The organism is Novosphingobium sp. EMRT-2 (assembly GCF_005145025.1).
In the GTDB taxonomy this organism is placed as follows: Bacteria; Pseudomonadota; Alphaproteobacteria; order Sphingomonadales; family Sphingomonadaceae; genus Novosphingobium.
This window is the reverse complement of the sequence record NZ_CP039695.1, coordinates 432,996-451,131: the sequence shown is the minus strand read 5'-3', so window position 1 is coordinate 451,131 and position 18,136 is coordinate 432,996. Positions and strand designations below refer to the sequence as shown.

Sequence of the window (18,136 nt, the reverse complement as noted above, 5' to 3'; positions counted from 1 at the left end):
CGGGGATGGGGATGCAACTGGTCGCGGTCGATATCGGCGGAACGCATGCGCGCTTTGCCCTTGCCGAAGTGGAGCAGGGCCGCGTCGTCTCGCTGGGCGAGGCGGTGACGCTCAAGACCGCCGAACACGGCAGCTTCCAGCTTGCCTGGGAGGAGTTCGGCCGCACGCTTGGCACGCCCTTGCCGAAGGCGGCGGCGATCGCGGTGGCCGGCCCGGTCGGCGGAGAAATCATCCGCTTTACCAACAATCCTTGGATCATCCGCCCGGCGCTGATTCCCGAGAAGCTGGGCGCGGACGACTATGTGGTGGTCAATGATTTCGCTGCCGTGGCCCATGCGGTGGCACAGGCCGCGCCGGAACATTTCGTCCACCTGACCGGGCCGGACGCGCCCTTGCCCGAAGAGGGCGTGCTCAGTGTGGTCGGCCCCGGCACCGGGTTGGGCGTTGCGCAGCTGTGGCGTCATGGCGGCGCTTATCGCGTGCAGCCGACCGAGGGGGGGCACATCGATTTCGCGCCGCTCGACGGGATCGAGGACGCCATCCTCGCCCGCCTGCGCAAGCGCCACCGCCGCGTGTCGGTGGAGAGGGTGGTGGCCGGCCCCGGCATCGTCGACATCTACGAAACGCTGGCCGCGATCGAGGGCAAGCCGTTCACCCCGCGCACCGACAAGGAGCTGTGGACGCTGGGGATGGCGGGCGAGGACAGCCTGGCGGCGGCGGCGGTCGATCGCTTCTGCCTGTCGCTGGGCAGCGTGGCGGGCGATCTGGCGCTGACGCATGGTTCGGCGGCGCTGGTCATGGCTGGCGGCCTGGGCCTGCGCATCAAGGACGTGTTGCTGGCTTCCGGCTTTGCCGAACGCTTCCGCGCCAAGGGCCGGTTCGAGGGCATGATGGCCGCCATGCCGGTCAAGCTCATCACTCATCCGCAGCCGGGCCTGTTCGGCGCGGCCGCCGCCTTCGCGCAGACGCACGCGCGCTGAACGTGCTTGCAAAGCGCGCGCCGCTCGCATAGCCCTGCACTTAACCGATCGATTAAATCGACTGGCGGCCGGCCTGTGCGCCGCGTGCGCCTGACGCGGAGGGTGTCTGACGATGGCTTATGAAACGATCCTGCTCGATGTCACCGATGGCGTGGCCACGATCACGCTGAACCGGCCCGAGCGGCTCAATGCCTGCTCGCTGCCGATGGCGGGCGAGATTTCCGATGCGCTCGATCATCTGGGCGATGCCCGCGTACTGGTGCTGAAGGGCGCGGGCCGGGCGTTCTGTTCGGGCGCGGATCTCCAGGCGCGCGGCGATCGCACCACCGGCGCGGGCGAGGGAAGCTACCTGGCGCTGCAGGGGCATTACAACCCGGCGATCATGAAGCTGGCCCGGCTGAACCTGCCGATCATTTCGGCGGTCAACGGCGCGGCGGCCGGCGTGGGCTGCTCGATCGCGCTGACGGCGGACTTCGTGATCGCGGGCAAGAGCGGCTATTTCCTCCAGGCGTTCGTCAACATCGGCCTGGTTCCCGATGGCGGATCGAGCTGGATTCTTCCCCGCCTGATCGGCAAGGCCCGCGCTACCGAGATGATGATGCTGGGCGAGAAGATCGGCGCGGACAAGGCGCTCGACTGGGGCCTGATCCACAAGGCGGTGGAAGACGCCGATCTCGATGCCGAGGTATCCGCGCTGGCCGCGCGGCTCGCCGCCGGGCCGACGCTGGCCTATGCCACGATGCGCCACAACATCCTGACCGCGCTGGAACACAGCCTGGCCGAAACGCTGCTGGCCGAAGCCGAGGGACAACGTGTGGCCGGCAACAGTGCCGACGCGATGGAAGGCGGCCTTGCTTTCCTCCAGAAGCGCAAGCCCGCGTTCACGGGGCGCTGACCGGAAACCGGCTCACATGGTGGCGTGGGCACGGGAGACGGGGGTTGCGGTCCGCGCTGCGATCCCCACAATGCGCCGATGCATCTCGATCATGATCCCGCCGCGCCGCCGGCCGAAACCATATCCTTTGACGATTTCCTGAAAGTCGACATTCGCGTCGGCACGATCATTCAGGTCGAACTCTTCCCGGAAGCGCGCAAGCCCAGCCTGAAGCTGTGGATCGATTTCGGCGCGGGACTGGGCGTCAAGAAAAGCAGCGCGCAGATCGCCGCGCTCTATGAAGGCGAACTGCTGATCGGGCGGCAGGTGGCGGCGGTGGTCAATTTTCCGCCGCGCCAGATCGGCAAGATGGTGTCCGAAGTGCTGACGCTCGGCTTCGCGGACGAGCAGGGGCGCGTCGTGCTGTTTGCGCCCGACAGGCCCGTGCCCGACGGATCGCGGCTGTTCTGATGCCGGTGATCTGGACCATCGGTTACGAACAGGCGACCGTGGCCGGGGTAATGGCCGCGCTCAACCGCGCGGGCGTGGACCTGCTGGCCGATGTGCGCGCCCTGCCGCTTTCGCGCCGCCCCGGTTTCTCGAAGTCCGCGCTGGCTGCCAACGCGCGCGAGGCGGGGATCGAGTATCGCCATTTCAAGGCGCTCGGCACCCCGGCGGACGGCCGCGCCGCCGCGCGCCGGCACGATCACGCCACGCTGGAACGGATCTACGCGGCGCAGCTCGATCTGCCCGAAGCGGTGTTGGCGGGGGTGCAACTCACGGAACTGGCGCTTGAACGCAAGGTGGCGCTGCTGTGCTACGAACGCGCGGCCAGCGAATGCCACCGCACCCTGCTGCGCAAGGCGGTGCTGCCCGATTTTGAAGTGGTCGATCTGCTGCCGGACGAGGCCGGCTGACGCGCCGTTCAGCCCCGCGCCAGTTCCTCGTCCAGGAATGCCGCCACGTCGCCCAGGTCCACGTCCTTGGCCAGGAACGTCTCGCCGATGCCGCGCAGCAGCAGGAAGGGCAGGGTGCCCGCGTCCATCTTCTTGTCGTGGAGCATGTGATCGGCCAGCCGCCGTCCGTCGCAGGAGAGGTTCAGCGAAGCAAGCGAGGCGGGCAGCCCGACCGCGCCGATGTGCGCGGCCACGCGTTCGGCGTCCTGTCCGTTCATAAGCCCCTGGCGCGCGGAAAAGCGCGCCGCCAGCACCATGCCCAGCGCCACGCCCTCGCCGTGGAGCAGGTAGTCGGAAAAGCCGGTTTCGGCTTCCAGCGCGTGCCCGAACGTGTGCCCCAGGTTGAGCAGGGCGCGGACGCCGGTGGTTTCCTTCTCGTCCGCCGCCACGATCCGCGCCTTGGCGGCGACACTGCGCGCGATCGCATATTCGCGCGCGTCCGCCTCGCCCGCGAGCAGGTGGTGGCCGTTGGCTTCGCACCATTCGAAGAACGGCGCGTCATCGATCAGGCCATACTTCACGACCTCGGCATAGCCCGCCCGCACGTCGCGCGCGGGCAGAGTATCGAGCGAGAGCGGATCGGCCAGCACCAGCACCGGCTGGTGGAACGTGCCGACCAGGTTCTTGCCGGCGGGCGTGTTGATCGCGGTCTTGCCGCCCACGCTGGAATCGACCTGTGCCAGCAGCGTCGTCGGGATCTGGATGAAGCCGCAGCCGCGCTTGACGATCGCGGCGGCGAACCCGGTGAGATCGCCGATCACGCCGCCGCCCAGCGCCACGATATTGTCCTTGCGCTCGACTTCCTGCGCCAGCAGCCAGTCGATCACGTGCGCAAGCTGTTCCCAGCTCTTGGTTGTCTCACCCGCTGGCAGCACCAGCCAGCGGCTTTCGATCCCCTCGGCCGCGAACGAAGCCGCCACCGTCTCGCGCCAGCGCGCGGCGACGTGTTCGTCGGTGACGATGGCCACCGTGTTCTTGCGCAGGAACGGGCGGCAACGCGTCCCCGCCTTCGCCAGCAATCCGGCTTCGATCCGGACATCGTATGGCGCGCCGGCGATGGCGACAGGAATGGTGACCATGCTGTTGTTTCCTACAACCAGTTATCGATCGCCCGCAGGATGCGCACGGCGGTCACCTGATGCGGCTGATGGCCGCTGGTAACGTGGATCGGCGCCTGCGCATAGGCGGGCTGGCGCTCCTCGCGCAGGTTGGCAAGGATTTCACGGGGGTTGCCGCCGCGCAGCAACGGGCGGTTGTCCTTGCGGCCGACACGTTCCACCAGCGTATCGACGTCGCTGTCCAGCCAGACCGCGATGGCGCGGTCGAGGATCAGCTGGCGCGTTTCCGCATCGCAGAAGGCGCCACCGCCGGTCGCCAGGATCTTGCGGTCGGTGGTCGCGCCCTCGCCCACGAGACGGGCGATCACCCGCCGCTCGCCGCTGCGGAAGTAAGGCTCGCCATAAGTCGTGAAGATTTCCGGGATCGACATCTGGGCCGCCCGTTCGATTTCCTCGTCCGCGTCCACGAACGGCTGGTGGAGCATCGCCGCCAGCTTGCGTCCCACGGTGGTCTTGCCCACGCCCATCATGCCGACCAGCACGATCGGCCGGTCGATCCGGCGGGTGATCCGCGCCAGATCGGTACTGTTGAGCGAGGCGGCGTCTTGGTCCATTGCCGGGCCGCCTATAGTTGCGCTACTGCGCAGCGCAAGCGTCGGGCGGATTTCGCGGCATGGCGCGTGGCAGGCAGCGGCAGGTGAGGTCGCGTGAACAAGGTATTGGTCGCTGGCGGCATGGCCGTGCTTGTTGCGGTAGTGGCGGCGTTATTGGTGATAGCATGGATCAGGGGCGGAGCGGAGCCGACACAATGGATCGAAGAGCCGGTAAACGCCCCGGGGACAGCACCGTGAGCCGCGATACCCCGACAAGATCGAAGAACGGGCGTGCGTTCATGCATCGCTGGCGCCTTGCCTTGCTGGGCTGCGCCGCGCTGACCGGCATCTCGGGCATGGTTGCCGCGCAGGAATCATTGCTACCTCCCGGTTTCGATAACGCGCCCGCGCCGGCGGCATCGCCGAAGCCGGCCGCGTCGCGTCCGGCCGCTTCGGCGTCCGCTCCTGCGGCGACGGCGCCGGGTTCCGCGGCATCGACTTCGGTGCCGGTGGTCCAGCCCATTCCCGGCGCGCCGGCGGCGTCAACGGCGCCGGTCGACGACGGGCTGCTCGATGCGATCGACCCCGCCCTGCTCGACCAGCTGATCGCCAGCGCCACGCCCAAGTTCGATACGCCGGCTTCCAGCCAGCGCAGCCTGGCGCGGGTCGGCGTGATCGACGAACAGGATGGTGGCTTTCCCGCCACGTCCACCCATTTCCTCAACGGCGCGTTCGTCGAAGGCGTGATCGGGCGGATGAACGGCAGCCTGGTTTCGCGCTGGGGGCACATCCTGGTGCGCCGCGCGCTGGCCAGTCGGCTCGATACCCCCGTCGGCATGAACGGCGCGGACTGGGCGGCGCTCCGCGCGCAAGCGCTGCTGCGCATGGGTGAAGCCGATGCCGCGCGCGCCATGGTGCAGGAAGTCGATAGCGGTTTCTACACCCCGGGGCTGGAGGATGCTGCCATGGGCAGCTACCTCGGCACCGCCGACCCGGTGGGCCTCTGCCCCATCACCGGGCTGACGGCGGCTGGGCGCCAGGGCTGGGACTGGGACCTTGCCCGCGCGATCTGTTCGGCCTTCACCGGCGATGGTCCGCCGGCGATGGCGCAGCTCGATCGCGCGATGCGGCGGGGCGATGGCGAGAAGATCGACATCCTGCTGGCGCAGAAGTTCGCCGGCGCGGCATCGAACACGCGCCGCGCCGTCACGATCGAGTGGAAGGACGTTACCACGCTCACGCCGTGGCGCACGGGTATCTCGCTCGCGACCGGGCTGGAGCCTCCCGAAGACCTGCGCACCAAGGCCGGGGCCGCCTATCAATTCTACGCCGTTCGCGCGCCCATGCTGTCGCTGGCCGCACGCGCATCTGCCGCCGACGTGGGAGCCGGGCGCGGCATCCTTTCGAGCGCGGCGATGGTCGATCTCTATGGTGAGATTGCCGCGCAGGAAGACCCGGACAAGACCTGGGGGCCACTCGCCGGCAAGCTGCGCACCGCCTATGTCGCGCCCGATGCCGATGATCGACTGGGCGCGATCAAGGACCTATGGGGTGATGGCACCGATCCCGATCGCGCTTATTCCCGGCTTGTGCTGACGGCCTATGCCGCCGCGCGGGTGGTGCCGGGCGAAAGCATGGCCGATAGTGCCAGCGGCCTGATCGCCTCGATGCTGACCGCTGGCCTCGATCAGAACGCGGTGCGCTGGGCGCCCTATGTCAAGGCTGGTAGTGAAGCCTGGGGATTGCTGGCGCTGGCCGCGCCGAACAAGCTTTCGGCAGTGGACGCGGGAACACTGGATACCTTCCAGTCCAATGACGATAGTGCCGATCAGATGCGCTCTCGTTTTCTGCTTGCCGGGCTGATGGGACTGGGCCGCATCGATTCCTCGGCCGCCACCACGCTCGCGGGCAAGCTCTCCGTCGACATGGGGCGGCAGACCCGCTGGACCCGCGCGATCGACGCGGCGGCGGAATCGAACAACCCCGCGCTCGTCGCGTTGCTGGCCGGCTTCGGCATGCAGGGCGCTTCGTGGGACCGGATGACGGCGGTTCACCTGTTCCATATCGTGTCCGCGCTTCGCCGGGTGGGCCTGGACGGCGAAGCCCGGATGATCGCGGCAGAGGCGGTGGCCCGGGTCTGACCGGGTGACTGGCGGCGGCCCTCTATCCGTGCTGCCTGGCGGCACGATCGGCGCGTTCCTGTCCATGCTTGCGGCGGAGCGCGGCGCGGCCGCCAATACCATCGAGGCCTATCGGCGCGATCTGACCGGCGCGCAGGCCATCGTCGGCGATCTGGCGACGGCCGATCGCGACGCTATCGCCGGGCTTGCCGGGCATTGGGCCGACCTTTCGCCGTCGAGCATCGCGCGCAAGGCGTCGGCATTGCGCCAGTTCTATGGCTTCCTGATCGACGAGGGCCTGCGCGCCGACGATCCGTCCATCGCCATGCCGCGTCCACGCGCCCGCCGCCCGTTGCCGCGCCTGCTCAATCACGACGAGATCGGCCGGCTGTTCGCCACGGCGGAAGAGGAAGCCACCGCCGGCACGCACGATGGCGTGCGCATGCTGGCCCTGCTCGAACTGCTCTATGGCTCGGGCCTGCGCGCGACGGAACTGGTCTCGCTGCCGCTCGTCGCCGTGCCGCGCGATGCGCCGTTCCTGGCCATCACCGGCAAGGGCGGCCAGCAGCGGCTCCTGCCCGTGGGCGCGCGCGCGATCCGGGCGCTGGCGGAATGGCTGCGCCTGCGCCCCGCCGGTGGCCGCTTTGTGTTCCCTTCGCCACGCGGCGGACACCTGACGCGCGTGCGCCTGTTCCAGCTGCTGCGCGATCTGGCCGCGCGCGCCGGAATCGATCCCGAAAAGGTCAGCCCGCACGTGCTGCGCCATGCCTTCGCCACGCATCTCCTGGAAGGCGGGGCGGACTTGCGTGTGTTGCAGACCCTGCTGGGCCATGCCGACATCGCGACCACGCAGATATATACCCACGTCGATGCCTCGCGGCTTGTCGCGCTGGTCAACGAACGGCATCCGCTGGCCGCGTCCACAGGACGCGCCGCAGGACGCAGTTGACCACGGGCGCGCACCGCCCTAGCGCGTCTGCCATGATTTCGTATCTCGAATTCGAGAAGCCGGTCGCCGCGCTGGAAGCGCGCATCGCCGAGCTTCGGGAGACCGCGCAGAGCGGCGAACTGGACATCGCGTCCGAAATCCGCCGGCTGGAAAACAAGTCCGCCGAACTGCTGGCCAGCACCTACAAGGCGCTGACGCCGTGGCAGAAGACGCAGGTCGCTCGCCATCCTGCCCGCCCGCATTTCCGTGACTATGTCGAACGCATGTTCGAAGGCTTCATGCCGCTGGGCGGCGATCGGCTCTATGGCGAGGACCAGGCGATCATCGGCGGGTTCGCGCTGCTGGGCGATCGCCGGGTCATGCTGATCGGCCACGAGAAGGGCAACGATACGCAAAGCCGCATCCGCCACAACTTCGGCATGGGCAAGCCCGAGGGCTATCGCAAGGCGGTGCGCCTGATGGAACTGGCCAGCCGTTTCGGCCTGCCGGTGGTGACGCTGGTCGATACTTCAGGCGCGTTTCCCGGCGTGGAGGCGGAGGAGCGCGGACAGGCCGAGGCCATCGCCCGTTCGACCGAAGCGTGCCTCGCACTCGGCGTGCCGATGGTGGCAACGATCGTGGGTGAGGGCGGTTCGGGCGGTGCGGTGGCGCTGGCAAGCGCCGAGCGCGTGCTGATGCTGGAACACGCGGTCTATTCGGTGATCTCGCCCGAAGGCTGCGCTTCGATCCTGTGGCGCACTTCGGAAAAGGCCCCAGAAGCGGCCGAGGCGATGAAAGTGACGGCGCAGGACCTGCTGGCGCTGGGCGTGATCGACCGGATCGTGCCGGAACCGGTAGGCGGCGCCCATCGCGATCCCGCAGCCACGGCGGCGGCTCTTTCGCAGGCCATCGCGCAGGAGCTGGACGGGCTGGCAGGCAAGTCGCCCGATGCCCTGCGCACGATGCGCGCGGATCGTTTCCTCCGAATTGGTGCCTGATCCGTTCGCCGCGCTGGCGCGCGGGAACCGGATTTGGCACAGAAGATTTCGGTTTGCGACAAAGCGTCGCGGCGTAAGCCGTGCGCGGTGCTACCGGGACTGTTCGAGGGAGATGCCATGAAAAGCCGAATCCGCCTGCGTCTTGCTGTTGCCGGACTGTCGGTTCTTGCGGCGGGCGTGGCCGGGTCTGCCATCCTGTCGGGCGCGCCGGTGCGGGCGCAGGCCAATGCCGTCCAGGCGATTAGCGCGTCCGACAAGAAGCAGGGCGCTGAAGCGCACCCCCAACTCCTTCAGGAATACGGTGGCGCGCTGAGCGGTCCGCAGGCGACCTATGTCGAATTCGTGGGCAAGACCATCGCCGTTCAGTCGGGCCTCAGCAATGCGCGCGGCGATTTCACGGTTACCTTGCTCAATTCGCCCGTGAACAACGCCTTCGCCATTCCGGGTGGCTATATCTACGTCACCCGGCAGCTGGTCGCGCTGATGAACAACGAGGCGGAGCTGGCCGGCGTGTTGGGGCACGAGGTTGGCCACGTCGCCGCGCGCCACGCCGCCAAGCGCGAAAGCGCCGCCACGCGCAACACCATTCTGGGCGTGCTCGGTTCGGTGCTTTCCACCGCCGTCCTTGGCAATTCCGCGGCCGGCCAGATCGGCCAGCGCCTGTTTTCCACCGGCAGCCAGTTGCTGACGCTCAAGTATTCGCGATCGCAGGAAACCGAAGCGGACAACCTAGGCATCACGTATCTGGGCCGCGCCGGCTACGATCCCCGCGCAATGTCCACGGTGTTGCAAAGCCTGGCCAACCAGACTGCGCTGGACAGCCAGATCGCGGGGCAGGGCAATTCGGTGCCGGAATGGGCCAGCACGCACCCGGACCCGGCCTCGCGCGTGCGCGCCGCGATGCTGCGCGCCGGGTCCACCGCCACGGGGATGACCAACCGCGACACGTTCCTCACCCGCGTGCGCGGCCTTACCTACGGCGACGATCCCAATCAGGGTGTTGTCGACGGGCGCACGTTCACGCACCCGCAGTTGCGGCTCGCCTTCCAGGCGCCGGCCGGCTTCTCCCTGGTCAATGGCACCACATCGGTTGCGATTTCCGGTCAGTCGGGCAAGGGCGAGTTCGCGTCGGGCAAATACAGCGGCGATCTTTCCGCCTATGTCCGCTCGGTATTCGCTGGGCTTTCGTCGCAGGGGCAATTCGCGCCCGATACGCTGCAGACGACCACGATCAACGGCATACCCGCCGCCTATGGCACGGCCAGAACGACCAGCAACGGGTCCACCGTGGACGTGGTGGTCTGGGCCTACGACTGGGGGCAGGGGCAGGCCTTCCACTTCGCCACGATCAGCCAGGCGGGGCAGGCGGGCCAGTTCGATTCCATGTTCCGCTCGATCCGCCGCATCATCGCGACCGAGGCCAGCGCGGTGAAGGCGCGCAAGCTGGATGTGGTGACGGTGAAGAGCGGCGATACCGTGCAGTCGCTGGGCGCGCGCATGGCCTATACGGACCGGCCAGTGGATCGCTTCCTCGTGCTCAACGCGCTGACGGCTTCCAGCAGGCTGGTACCGGGGCAGAAGGTGAAGCTGATCGTCTATTGATAGCGTGCGCTGAGCCACCTCAGGGCCGACAAACAGAAACGGCCGGCGTGAAGCCGGCCGTCTCGTTCGGTTCAGGCTGCACGGCTGACGATCAGATCGTCTTGGCCGCTGCCTTGGTGTTGGCGTTGTTCATCTTACCCGACACCGTATTGAAGGTGTTGGTCAGCGAGTTGCCAAGCGAACCCATCGCGGTAATCGCGGCGACGGCGATGAGGGCGGCGATCAGGCCATATTCGATAGCGGTCGCGCCTTGTTCATCGCGCAGCAGCGCGTGAAAGAGTGTCATGGTCGGTCCCCTTTTTGGATGCCTTGCGTTGCCGCCCCTCGGCAGTGACGGACGCCGGGAAGGGGTAGCAACGAAAAGGCGGCCGGCGATGACGCCGACCGCCCTTTTCTGGCTAGGGTCGCGGTCTAGCACCGCGACCTGTCATGCCTGCGATCAGTTCTTGTTCGCGGCGGCCGTGTTGGCGTTGTTCATCTTGCCCGACACCGTGTTGAAGGTGTTGGTCAGCGAGTTGCCGAGCGAACCCATCGCGGTGATGGCGGCGACGGCGATGAGGGCGGCGATCAGGCCGTATTCGATAGCGGTCGCGCCTTCTTCGTTCGCGAGCAGATCACGGAAAAGCTTCATAACAGGTCTCCTTGAGCGTCTTCTTGTTCCCGACCCGCTCCTGTTGTCCCCGGAGCAGGTAAGGCTGAATTAGGCGGCATTTCCTAAAACGACGTTAATTGGCGGCAGCCTTGTTCGATGCGTTCTCGACCGAATGCCACAGGGCAACCATCTGGTTGGTGAAGTTGTTCATTCCACCGATGATGGCAATTGCAATGAATCCCACTAGCAGGCCGTATTCAACGGCCGTGGCGGCGCTTTCATCGCGCAGAATTTTCTGCCATAATTCCAACATATTACTTGGCCCCCGCGTCACGGTGACGAAAGGTTACGGGATTGTTCCTAAAATTTGATTTACAAAAAGTTTCGGGCCTTCCCGCGGTGCCGGCTGTCGCGTCCATTGCGATCCGCCGTTATTTTTAATCCGGAGCGGATCAATGCGTATTGTTGTTGCGGCAGCCATGATCGACGGCCGGGGCCGGGTGTTGCTCCAGCGCCGCCCCGAAAAAAAGCAGCATGGCGGCCTGTGGGAATTTCCCGGCGGCAAGGTCGAAGCGGGTGAAGGGCCGGTACAGGCCCTGATCCGCGAGATCGATGAGGAGCTGGCGGTCACCCTGTCGGAAGATGATGTCACTCCGGTGTCCTTCGCTCACGCGGATGATTCGACCGGCGCGCCATCGATTCTGCTGCTGCTCTATGTCTGCCGTTTGTGGAAAGGCGAGCCGGTCTGTGAAAAAAATGCGATGCTGAAATGGGCGGGAAGACAGGAAATATCGACGTTTCCGATGCCGCCACTGGACGTTCCGCTGGCAAAAGCGGTGCTTGCCTTGCTGAAGTGACTTGCCAACCCGGAATCGCTCTCCTAAAGGCGCGTCTCCCGGCGCCCGTAGCTCAGCTGGATAGAGCATCAGACTACGAATCTGAGGGTCGGACGTTCGAATCGTTCCGGGCGCGCCATTCCCCCGAAAGGGCGGAAATGTTCAGGCCGGCCAGGTTTTCCTGGTCGGCCTGAAACGTTCTGGCGATCCGCGCTTTCGCCACCCCATGTCCTTCCCGGCCCGATTTCATCCCGACACATCTTGATTCGGATGCTGCGGGCTGGCCTGCCATTCCCCCCGCACCCCTTCATCCTCCCAAAATCCCAAATCGAATTTTCATTTCGTGCAAAGTAACCAAATGGGTGTGAATAGCTATCCGGGAGCGGGAGCAAGCCGGTTGGACGTTGCGGAATCCTCGCAACTGGCTCATACGCAAGGCAAGCTTCGCTCGGACGAAGCCGAGGCTGCCAGAAAAAGGATCATCGACTTGGCCAAGTCCGCCAGGCCCCGCGCCGCCAAACCTGCCGCCCCCGCGACCAAACCCGCAGCAACGCGCCGCCGAGCCGCCAAGGCGGCGGCGCCCGCCGCGGAGCCGGTGATCGCTTCGGCGGCGGACGAACCTCTCGACGAGGCCACGTTCGCGCTGCGCAGCCTGCAGCAGGCCCACGCAAACAACCGCCGCTTCGAAGCCAGCGATGACGAATTGCTGCACTTCTACGAACAGATGGTGCTGATCCGCCGGTTCGAGGAAAAGGCTGGCCAGCTCTATGGTCTGGGCCTGATCGGTGGCTTCTGCCACCTCTACATCGGCCAGGAAGCGGTCGCGGTCGGGCTGCAGTCCGCGCTCAGCGAAGGGCATGACAGCGTCATCACCGGCTATCGCGATCATGGGCACATGCTGGCGTACGGCATCGATCCCAAGGTGATCATGGCCGAACTCACCGGCCGCGGCGCGGGCATCTCGCGCGGCAAGGGCGGGTCGATGCACATGTTCAGCACCGACCACAAGTTCTACGGCGGCCATGGTATCGTCGGCGCGCAGGTGCCGCTCGGCGCGGGTCTCGCCTTCGCGCACAAGTACCGGGGCGATGGCGGCGTGTGCATGGCCTACTTCGGCGATGGCGCGGCCAACCAGGGCCAGGTTTACGAGACCTTCAACATGGCGGCGCTGTGGAAGCTGCCGATCGTGTTCGTGGTGGAGAACAACGGCTACGCCATGGGCACGGCGGTGAAGCGCGGCTCGGCCGAGACGCACTTCTACCGTCGCGGCACCGCCTTCCGCATCCCCGGCATCGACGTGAACGGCATGGACGTTCTGGAAGTGCGCCAGGCCGCCGAAGTGGCGCTGGAATTCGTGCGCGGCGGCAACGGGCCGGTGCTGCTCGAACTCAAGACCTACCGCTATCGCGGGCACTCGATGTCGGACCCGGCCAAGTACCGCAGCCGCGAGGAAGTGCAGGAAATGCGCGAGAAGCACGACCCGATCGAGGCCGCGAAGACCGAGCTGCTCCAGCGCGGCGTGGCCGAGGACCGGATCAAGGACATCGACAAGAAAATCCGCCAGGTCGTGGCAGAAGCCGCCGATTTCGCCGAAAGCTCGCCGGAGCCGGCATTGGCCGAACTGTATACCGACGTGGTGGTGGAGCAGTACTGACATGGCGATCGAACTGAAGATGCCCGCGCTCTCGCCGACGATGGAAGAGGGCACGCTGGCCAAGTGGCTGGTCAAGGAAGGCGATGCGGTGAAGTCCGGCGATATCCTCGCCGAGATCGAGACCGACAAGGCGACGATGGAATTCGAGGCGGTTGACGAAGGCACCGTCGGCCAGATCGTCGTTCCCGAAGGGACCGAGGGCGTGAAGGTCGGCACCGTGATCGCGCTGCTGCAAGGCGAGGGCGAGGATGCCGCGCCGGCGCCTGCCGCCGCTCCGACTCCGGTTGCAGCGCCCGCTCCGGCTCCCGCGCCGGTGGCGGCGCCCGTTGCTGCCAAGCCCGCCGCCGGTCCCGAAGTGCCCGCCGGCACCGCGATGGTTCCCACCACCGTCCGCGAAGCGCTGCGCGATGCCATGGCCGAGGAAATGCGTGCCGACAGCCGCGTGTTCGTGATGGGCGAGGAAGTGGCCGAATACCAGGGCGCCTACAAGGTCACCCAGGGGCTGCTCGACGAATTCGGTCCCCAGCGCGTGATCGATACCCCGATCACCGAATACGGCTTTGCCGGCATCGGCACCGGCGCCGCGATGGGCGGCCTGCGCCCCATCGTGGAATTCATGACGTTCAACTTCGCCATGCAGGCGATCGACCACATCATCAATTCCGCCGCCAAGACGAACTACATGTCCGGCGGCCAGATGCGCTGCCCGATCGTGTTCCGCGGCCCCAACGGCGCGGCCAGCCGCGTGGGCGCGCAGCACAGCCAGAACTACGGGCCGTGGTACGCCGCCGTCCCCGGCCTTGTCGTGATCGCGCCCTATGACGCGGCCGACGCCAAGGGGCTGATGAAGGCCGCGATCCGCAGCGAGGACCCGGTGGTGTTCCTCGAAAACGAGCTGGTCTATGGCCGCACCTTCGACGTGCCGCAGCTGGACGATTTCGTCCTGCCGATCGGCAAGGCCCGCGTGGTGCGCGAAGGCAGCGACGTGACGATCGTGTCCTATTCCATCGGCGTGGGCTATGCGCTCGAAGCGGCGGCGAAGCTCGCTGACGAGGGCATCGACGCCGAAGTGGTGGACCTGCGCACGCTGCGCCCGCTCGACAAGGAAACGGTGCTGGCCTCGCTCGCCAAGACCAACCGCCTCGTCGTGGCCGAGGAAGGCTTCCCGGTCTGCTCGATCGCCTCGGAAATCATCGCGATCTGCATGGAGGAAGGCTTCGACAATCTCGATGCCCCGGTCCTGCGCGTCGCCAACGAGGACGTGCCGCTGCCCTATGCCGCCAATCTCGAAAAGGCGGCGCTGATCGATGCCAACAAGATCGTCGAGGCGGTGAAGAAGGTCTGCTATCGCTGAGGGCGAGGGGCGCTGCGGTTTCCGCACGGCAGCGCCCGCCCCCGGCGAAAGACCTGATTTCCCATGGAACTGGCCGACCAGCTTGCCCCGCTTGAACGGTTCGCCGTGGCCTATGCCCCGGCGGCGGCGCGGCCGGCGTGGATCGGCCTGTTCGCGTTCGAACAGCGCCTGGCGGATACCGCGAAGCCGGGGCGCGATGCGCTGATGATCCAGCTCCGGCTGGCCTGGTGGCGCGATCGCATGGCGCAGGAAGCCGCGCTGTGGCCACGGGGCGAGCCGCTGCTGGCCGACCTCCACGCCTGGGACGCCGAGCGCCCCGCGCTGGGCGCGCTGGTCGATGGCTACGAGGCGCAGCACGTTGGCGAGGATGGCGGCGCGGAACTGGCTAATGCCCGGATCAAGGCGTTCATCGCGCTCGGCCGCCTGTCTGGCGTGAACGATCCTGGTCCGATCCGGGCGGCGGTGGCGCAGTGGCTCGATCCTGATCCCGCCGCGCCGATGCCCCGTCTCGCCCGCCCGATGCGCCCGCTCGCCATCCTCGCCGGCATGGCGCGACGGCAGGCGAGGGGGCTGCCCGACACCGGCCTGCGCGGCTTCGGCGCGGCGCTAAGGCTGGGCCTGACCGGCCGCTAACTCCCCGCCAAATCGGTCCCAACTCGCCCTGCCGCACGGGCCGCCCGCGCGATAGCTTCGTCCGGATCGGAGGAAGCGCGCGGTGAACCGGATCGTGCTGGGTGCCCTGGGAGCCTTGTTGCTGGTGGCCGCCGGCCTGTTCTGGTGGCAAGGCCGCGCGACCCAAGCTGGCGCGCCGCCTGCGCCCCGGCTCGCGCTCGATACGCCCACGGCCGAGGCGGACGAATTGCCCGATGCCGACGGGGAAGGGCTGCAAGGCCCCGCGCTGCCGCAGGCGAGCGAGCAGACCCGCGAACAGCAGCGCTTCGACCGCCTCGACCGCGACCGCGACGGCCGCATCACCCGCAACGAGATGCTGGCCCCGCGCGTCCGCGATTTCCGCAAGCTCGACGTGGACGGCAACAACCTGCTCAGCTTCGAGGAATGGGCGGTCAAGACCGCCGACCGCTTCAAGACTGCCGACGCCAACGGCGACCAGTCCCTCACCCGCACGGAATTCGCGACGACGAAGCCGAAGGTGAAGAAAAGACAGGATTGCGCGTGCAGGTGAGGGGGCGTGCCAATAAAGGCGATTTTCGATTGCCGGGAATCGCTGCTGGGAAGCTGCCGTTCTTTTGCGAAGCTAGTGGGATATCGCGATCGACCGATCTTGGGACAAAGCCGTTGTTCGCCAACCCGCGTAGGAACGGCAAGTTACGTCGGGACCTGCCATTCATGGTGCGCAGTGCATACAGCAGGCATATCGGTCTATCGCCGGCAGGTGGGTTCGCGCGTATCGCTGGCGCATCGCATGGACACGGACAATCCATACGTTGTGGCAGCAGGCGCGCTCGACGCAGGCAGACGTATGTTTACCGGCCGTGCCGGGGTGCCTGGGGAGTTCTGATCACCCGCGGCGCGCTTTCAATCCATAAAAGAGGGCAGCTTGATTGTTGCCCTTCCTTCATACTTTGCTGTCAGAGTCTTACTGCCTAAAAAGTCAGGCTGATACTCGGATGTAATGACCACGCCGTAAGCAACACTGTATTGCAAACGCTGCCATTGCAGACCGAGCCGAGCACGTCAGTGCGAATTTTACTCAGCTGGGTGACTGCCGATCTCTTCGAACTAGAATGATAGCGGCGAGCACGCCAACGACGACGCTCACCAACCAAGGATCGAAGACAATTGCGAAAATCGCCACACGGTTTGCCGAAAGCAGGTGCACGCTGCCTTGGGCATCGCGCATGATGCAATAGCTACGTCGCGGGCCGCGCGCTTTGACCGGGCCTGGAAGCCGGTAGCCGTCGTTTTGCCAGTGCCTTTGTTCCGCAGCGGCAGCGCAGGCTGGGCGAAGATAGCGCTCTGCAAGGCTAAATGACACGACGTGGCCAGCCGCAACAACAATGGCGAGTGCGATGAAAGGCTTCCAGAGCCTGCGCAGCTTCAGGCGAAGCTGCTGCGCATCATGAGGCTGAAAGCCATCTCCGTTCGTCATTCTATTCGTCTTTCCCAGGGTGAAAGTGCGATCGAAGCCCAAGTTCATCGCTCCGCCTTAAGTCCGAGAAGCTCGCCGCTCGGACCCGGACAAGCTCCCAGCCAGACATGGCGTGTGCGGCTGATCTCCTCGCCAGGCTGACCTTCGACACGCAGGCGGGTCACTTCGTCGAAAGCCACGAGCGGCTGACCCGCCGGACGGACGCCATCAAGCGACACGGTGCGGACTACGGTCTTACTGCCTTGTCGGCACACTTCACGGGCACCGGTTACCGGTGCGCCCGGCCCGCGTGGCAACATGGCTTCGAGCGGTTCGCAGCCCATCTCGCGCGAGCCGGAGGTCAGCGCAGCCATCGCGAACCAGGTCTGTTCGGCAAGGCAGGCTTCGGTGCGGCTTGCCGGGTCTTCCCCGTCGTCGGTCAGGGCAACGACACTCCACAGGCCGGGCCGGACCGGCACGCCATCGTGGCCGTTTGCAGCGTGCCGGCCCCTGGCCGTGCAGGCACACGCGGCGAAGAGGGCGAGCAGCGGCCATCGGGCTATTGCCACGGGTCCACCCCTTTCGGACCTTCGACATCGACTTCGACAACCATGTCCGCAAACACGAAATGGGTCGCATCGAAGTTGTTCTTGCCGCGCGCGCGACAGTGGACGACATTGGCGCGGGCGTAGACATCGAGTTCGTGCAGACCGCTGTAATCATCAGCTTGCGGCAGGGGCTGGCCCGGATAGACCCAGACATTCTCCCTGATGTTGGCCGGGCACCCGCCCGACATTGTGGGCGAGAACATGCGAACCCGCGTGAACCGGAACTGATCCTTCAGGCGCCGCGAGGTGAGGTGATAGGTTGTCTGCCCGACCGACCATTTGCCGCCCACTTCCTCGCCGGTTGGCGCGGTATGTTCGAACTGGTCGTGGATCTTCGTCGTGCTCACCCACTTGGCTGGAAGATCCTTCGACGCGGGCCAGCTGACGCACATCACTGTGCAGCGGACCGTGGTGAACGGGAGGATCTTGTCGGCGTGCACAGGCACGATCTCGGCGACGAACCGCCCGGTGGTATTGCGCAGCGTGGTGTCGCCGACGATCACGGTCAGTTCGGCTTTTCCCGAACGGGCGTAGAGATCGGCTGGCAGATGCGCGATCAGCCTGCCGTCAAGCTGCGCCTGCGGCGCGATCAGGACCCTCAGGTTATCCAGCGGCAGATAGAGCTGCACGCGTACACGCGGGCCGCTCTCCCTGATGGCTTCGTGGCGAATGTCGAGATTGATGCCGGTGCGGTACTCTGGGAAAGTTCCGTTGTTGATGAGCAGCCCCTTCAAGTCTTGCTGGCTGCCCTGATCGAGCGCCGGAGCGGTCTGGACGGGGGGTCTTTCCAACGCGCGTCGGGGGGCAGGCTGGGCAGATGCAGTGTTGGACGCGGTCATGGCCAGAAATGCCAGACCGGCAAGGCGAGCGGTGGAAGCGGCTGGATAGCGCATG

Annotated in this window: 21 protein-coding genes and 1 tRNA gene; 14 read left to right on the top strand and 8 right to left on the bottom strand. The window is 66.4% G+C overall.

Going from position 1 to position 18,136, the window contains the following annotated elements; all coding sequences use genetic code 11:
* The first annotated feature begins 11 nt into the window (after positions 1-11).
* The 4 genes from FA702_RS02360 to FA702_RS02345 all read left to right on the top strand — a co-directional run bounded on the left by FA702_RS02360 (position 12) and on the right by FA702_RS02345 (position 2,771).
* Positions 12-980 (top strand): glucokinase, encoded by a 969-nt coding sequence (locus FA702_RS02360; RefSeq protein ID WP_136954856.1) that lies wholly within the window; start codon positions 12-14, stop codon positions 978-980.
* 112 nt (positions 981-1,092) lie between these two features.
* Complete coding sequence (locus FA702_RS02355; RefSeq protein ID WP_210417575.1) at positions 1,093-1,875, top strand: enoyl-CoA hydratase-related protein; 783 nt, start codon at positions 1,093-1,095, stop codon at positions 1,873-1,875.
* A gap of 78 nt (positions 1,876-1,953) precedes the next feature.
* Entirely contained in the window at positions 1,954-2,325 is a 372-nt protein-coding gene (locus FA702_RS02350; protein ID WP_136954854.1) for a tRNA-binding protein, read from the top strand.
* Positions 2,325-2,771, top strand: a complete 447-nt coding sequence (locus FA702_RS02345; RefSeq protein ID WP_136954853.1) for a DUF488 family protein — start codon at positions 2,325-2,327, stop codon at positions 2,769-2,771. The genes FA702_RS02350 and FA702_RS02345 overlap by 1 nt, the downstream gene beginning before the upstream one ends.
* An 8-nt stretch (positions 2,772-2,779) precedes the next feature.
* Here FA702_RS02345 and aroB read toward each other — a convergent pair whose 3' ends face one another.
* Positions 2,780-3,889: a 3-dehydroquinate synthase gene (gene aroB / locus FA702_RS02340; RefSeq protein ID WP_136954852.1), complete on the bottom strand. Its 1,110-nt coding sequence runs from the start codon at positions 3,887-3,889 to the stop codon at positions 2,780-2,782.
* An 11-nt stretch (positions 3,890-3,900) separates the two neighbouring features.
* Entirely contained in the window at positions 3,901-4,482 is a 582-nt protein-coding gene (locus FA702_RS02335) for a shikimate kinase (RefSeq protein ID WP_136954851.1), read from the bottom strand.
* A 233-nt stretch (positions 4,483-4,715) separates the two neighbouring features.
* On the opposite strand from FA702_RS02335, the gene FA702_RS02330 reads away from it, so the two are divergent.
* The 4 genes from FA702_RS02330 (at position 4,716) to FA702_RS02315 (ending at position 10,109) form a co-directional block, all read left to right on the top strand.
* Entirely contained in the window at positions 4,716-6,602 is a 1,887-nt protein-coding gene (locus FA702_RS02330; protein ID WP_255504681.1) for a hypothetical protein, read from the top strand.
* A 64-nt stretch (positions 6,603-6,666) separates the two neighbouring features.
* Positions 6,667-7,530, top strand: a complete 864-nt coding sequence (locus FA702_RS02325) for a tyrosine recombinase (protein ID WP_136957227.1) — start codon at positions 6,667-6,669, stop codon at positions 7,528-7,530.
* Between the two features lie 32 nt (positions 7,531-7,562).
* Positions 7,563-8,507, top strand: coding sequence for an acetyl-CoA carboxylase carboxyltransferase subunit alpha (locus tag FA702_RS02320; RefSeq protein ID WP_136954850.1), 945 nt, complete (start codon positions 7,563-7,565; stop codon positions 8,505-8,507).
* Positions 8,508-8,624: 117 nt separating this feature from the next.
* The gene (locus tag FA702_RS02315; RefSeq protein ID WP_136954849.1) at positions 8,625-10,109 is read left to right on the top strand and encodes a M48 family metalloprotease; all 1,485 of its coding nucleotides are present in this window, start codon (positions 8,625-8,627) and stop codon (positions 10,107-10,109) included.
* Positions 10,110-10,200: 91 nt separating this feature from the next.
* Here FA702_RS02315 and FA702_RS02310 read toward each other — a convergent pair whose 3' ends face one another.
* The 3 genes from FA702_RS02310 to FA702_RS02300 all read right to left on the bottom strand — a co-directional run bounded on the left by FA702_RS02310 (position 10,201) and on the right by FA702_RS02300 (position 11,014).
* Positions 10,201-10,395 carry a Flp family type IVb pilin gene (locus FA702_RS02310; protein WP_136954848.1) on the bottom strand — a complete coding sequence of 65 codons (195 nt, stop codon included), beginning with the start codon at positions 10,393-10,395 and terminating at the stop codon, positions 10,201-10,203.
* 153 nt (positions 10,396-10,548) lie between these two features.
* The gene (locus FA702_RS02305; RefSeq protein WP_136954847.1) at positions 10,549-10,740 is read right to left on the bottom strand and encodes a Flp family type IVb pilin; all 192 of its coding nucleotides are present in this window, start codon (positions 10,738-10,740) and stop codon (positions 10,549-10,551) included.
* Positions 10,741-10,834: 94 nt separating this feature from the next.
* The gene (locus FA702_RS02300) at positions 10,835-11,014 is read right to left on the bottom strand and encodes a Flp family type IVb pilin (RefSeq protein ID WP_255504680.1); all 180 of its coding nucleotides are present in this window, start codon (positions 11,012-11,014) and stop codon (positions 10,835-10,837) included.
* Between the two features lie 142 nt (positions 11,015-11,156).
* Between FA702_RS02300 and FA702_RS02295 the strand changes: the two genes are divergently transcribed.
* The 6 genes from FA702_RS02295 (at position 11,157) to FA702_RS02270 (ending at position 15,728) form a co-directional block, all read left to right on the top strand.
* Entirely contained in the window at positions 11,157-11,558 is a 402-nt protein-coding gene (locus tag FA702_RS02295; protein WP_136954846.1) for a (deoxy)nucleoside triphosphate pyrophosphohydrolase, read from the top strand.
* A 41-nt stretch (positions 11,559-11,599) separates the two neighbouring features.
* Positions 11,600-11,676 (top strand) — tRNA-Arg (locus FA702_RS02290).
* A gap of 504 nt (positions 11,677-12,180) precedes the next feature.
* A complete protein-coding gene (gene pdhA, locus FA702_RS02285; RefSeq protein WP_370385509.1) occupies positions 12,181-13,191 on the top strand; it encodes a pyruvate dehydrogenase (acetyl-transferring) E1 component subunit alpha in 1,011 nt (336 codons plus the stop codon).
* A 1-nt stretch (position 13,192) separates the two neighbouring features.
* Positions 13,193-14,545, top strand: a complete 1,353-nt coding sequence (locus tag FA702_RS02280; protein ID WP_136954844.1) for a pyruvate dehydrogenase complex E1 component subunit beta — start codon at positions 13,193-13,195, stop codon at positions 14,543-14,545.
* Between the two features lie 63 nt (positions 14,546-14,608).
* On the top strand, positions 14,609-15,178 hold the full coding sequence (locus FA702_RS02275) for a hypothetical protein (RefSeq protein ID WP_136954843.1): 570 nt from the start codon (positions 14,609-14,611) through the stop codon (positions 15,176-15,178).
* Positions 15,179-15,260: 82 nt separating this feature from the next.
* Entirely contained in the window at positions 15,261-15,728 is a 468-nt protein-coding gene (locus FA702_RS02270) for a hypothetical protein (RefSeq protein ID WP_136954842.1), read from the top strand.
* A 528-nt stretch (positions 15,729-16,256) separates the two neighbouring features.
* On the opposite strand, the gene FA702_RS02265 is transcribed toward FA702_RS02270, so the two are convergent.
* Genes FA702_RS02265 through FA702_RS02255 form a run of 3 tightly spaced genes read right to left on the bottom strand, consistent with a single transcriptional unit; the run spans position 16,257 to position 18,135 of the window.
* Positions 16,257-16,655 (bottom strand): hypothetical protein, encoded by a 399-nt coding sequence (locus FA702_RS02265; protein WP_168195978.1) that lies wholly within the window; start codon positions 16,653-16,655, stop codon positions 16,257-16,259.
* A gap of 44 nt (positions 16,656-16,699) precedes the next feature.
* Entirely contained in the window at positions 16,700-17,203 is a 504-nt protein-coding gene (locus FA702_RS02260; RefSeq protein WP_136954840.1) for a hypothetical protein, read from the bottom strand.
* The gene (locus FA702_RS02255; RefSeq protein ID WP_136954839.1) at positions 17,194-18,135 is read right to left on the bottom strand and encodes a hypothetical protein; all 942 of its coding nucleotides are present in this window, start codon (positions 18,133-18,135) and stop codon (positions 17,194-17,196) included. Before FA702_RS02255 ends, FA702_RS02260 begins: the two co-directional genes overlap by 10 nt.
* Position 18,136 lies beyond the last annotated feature (1 nt).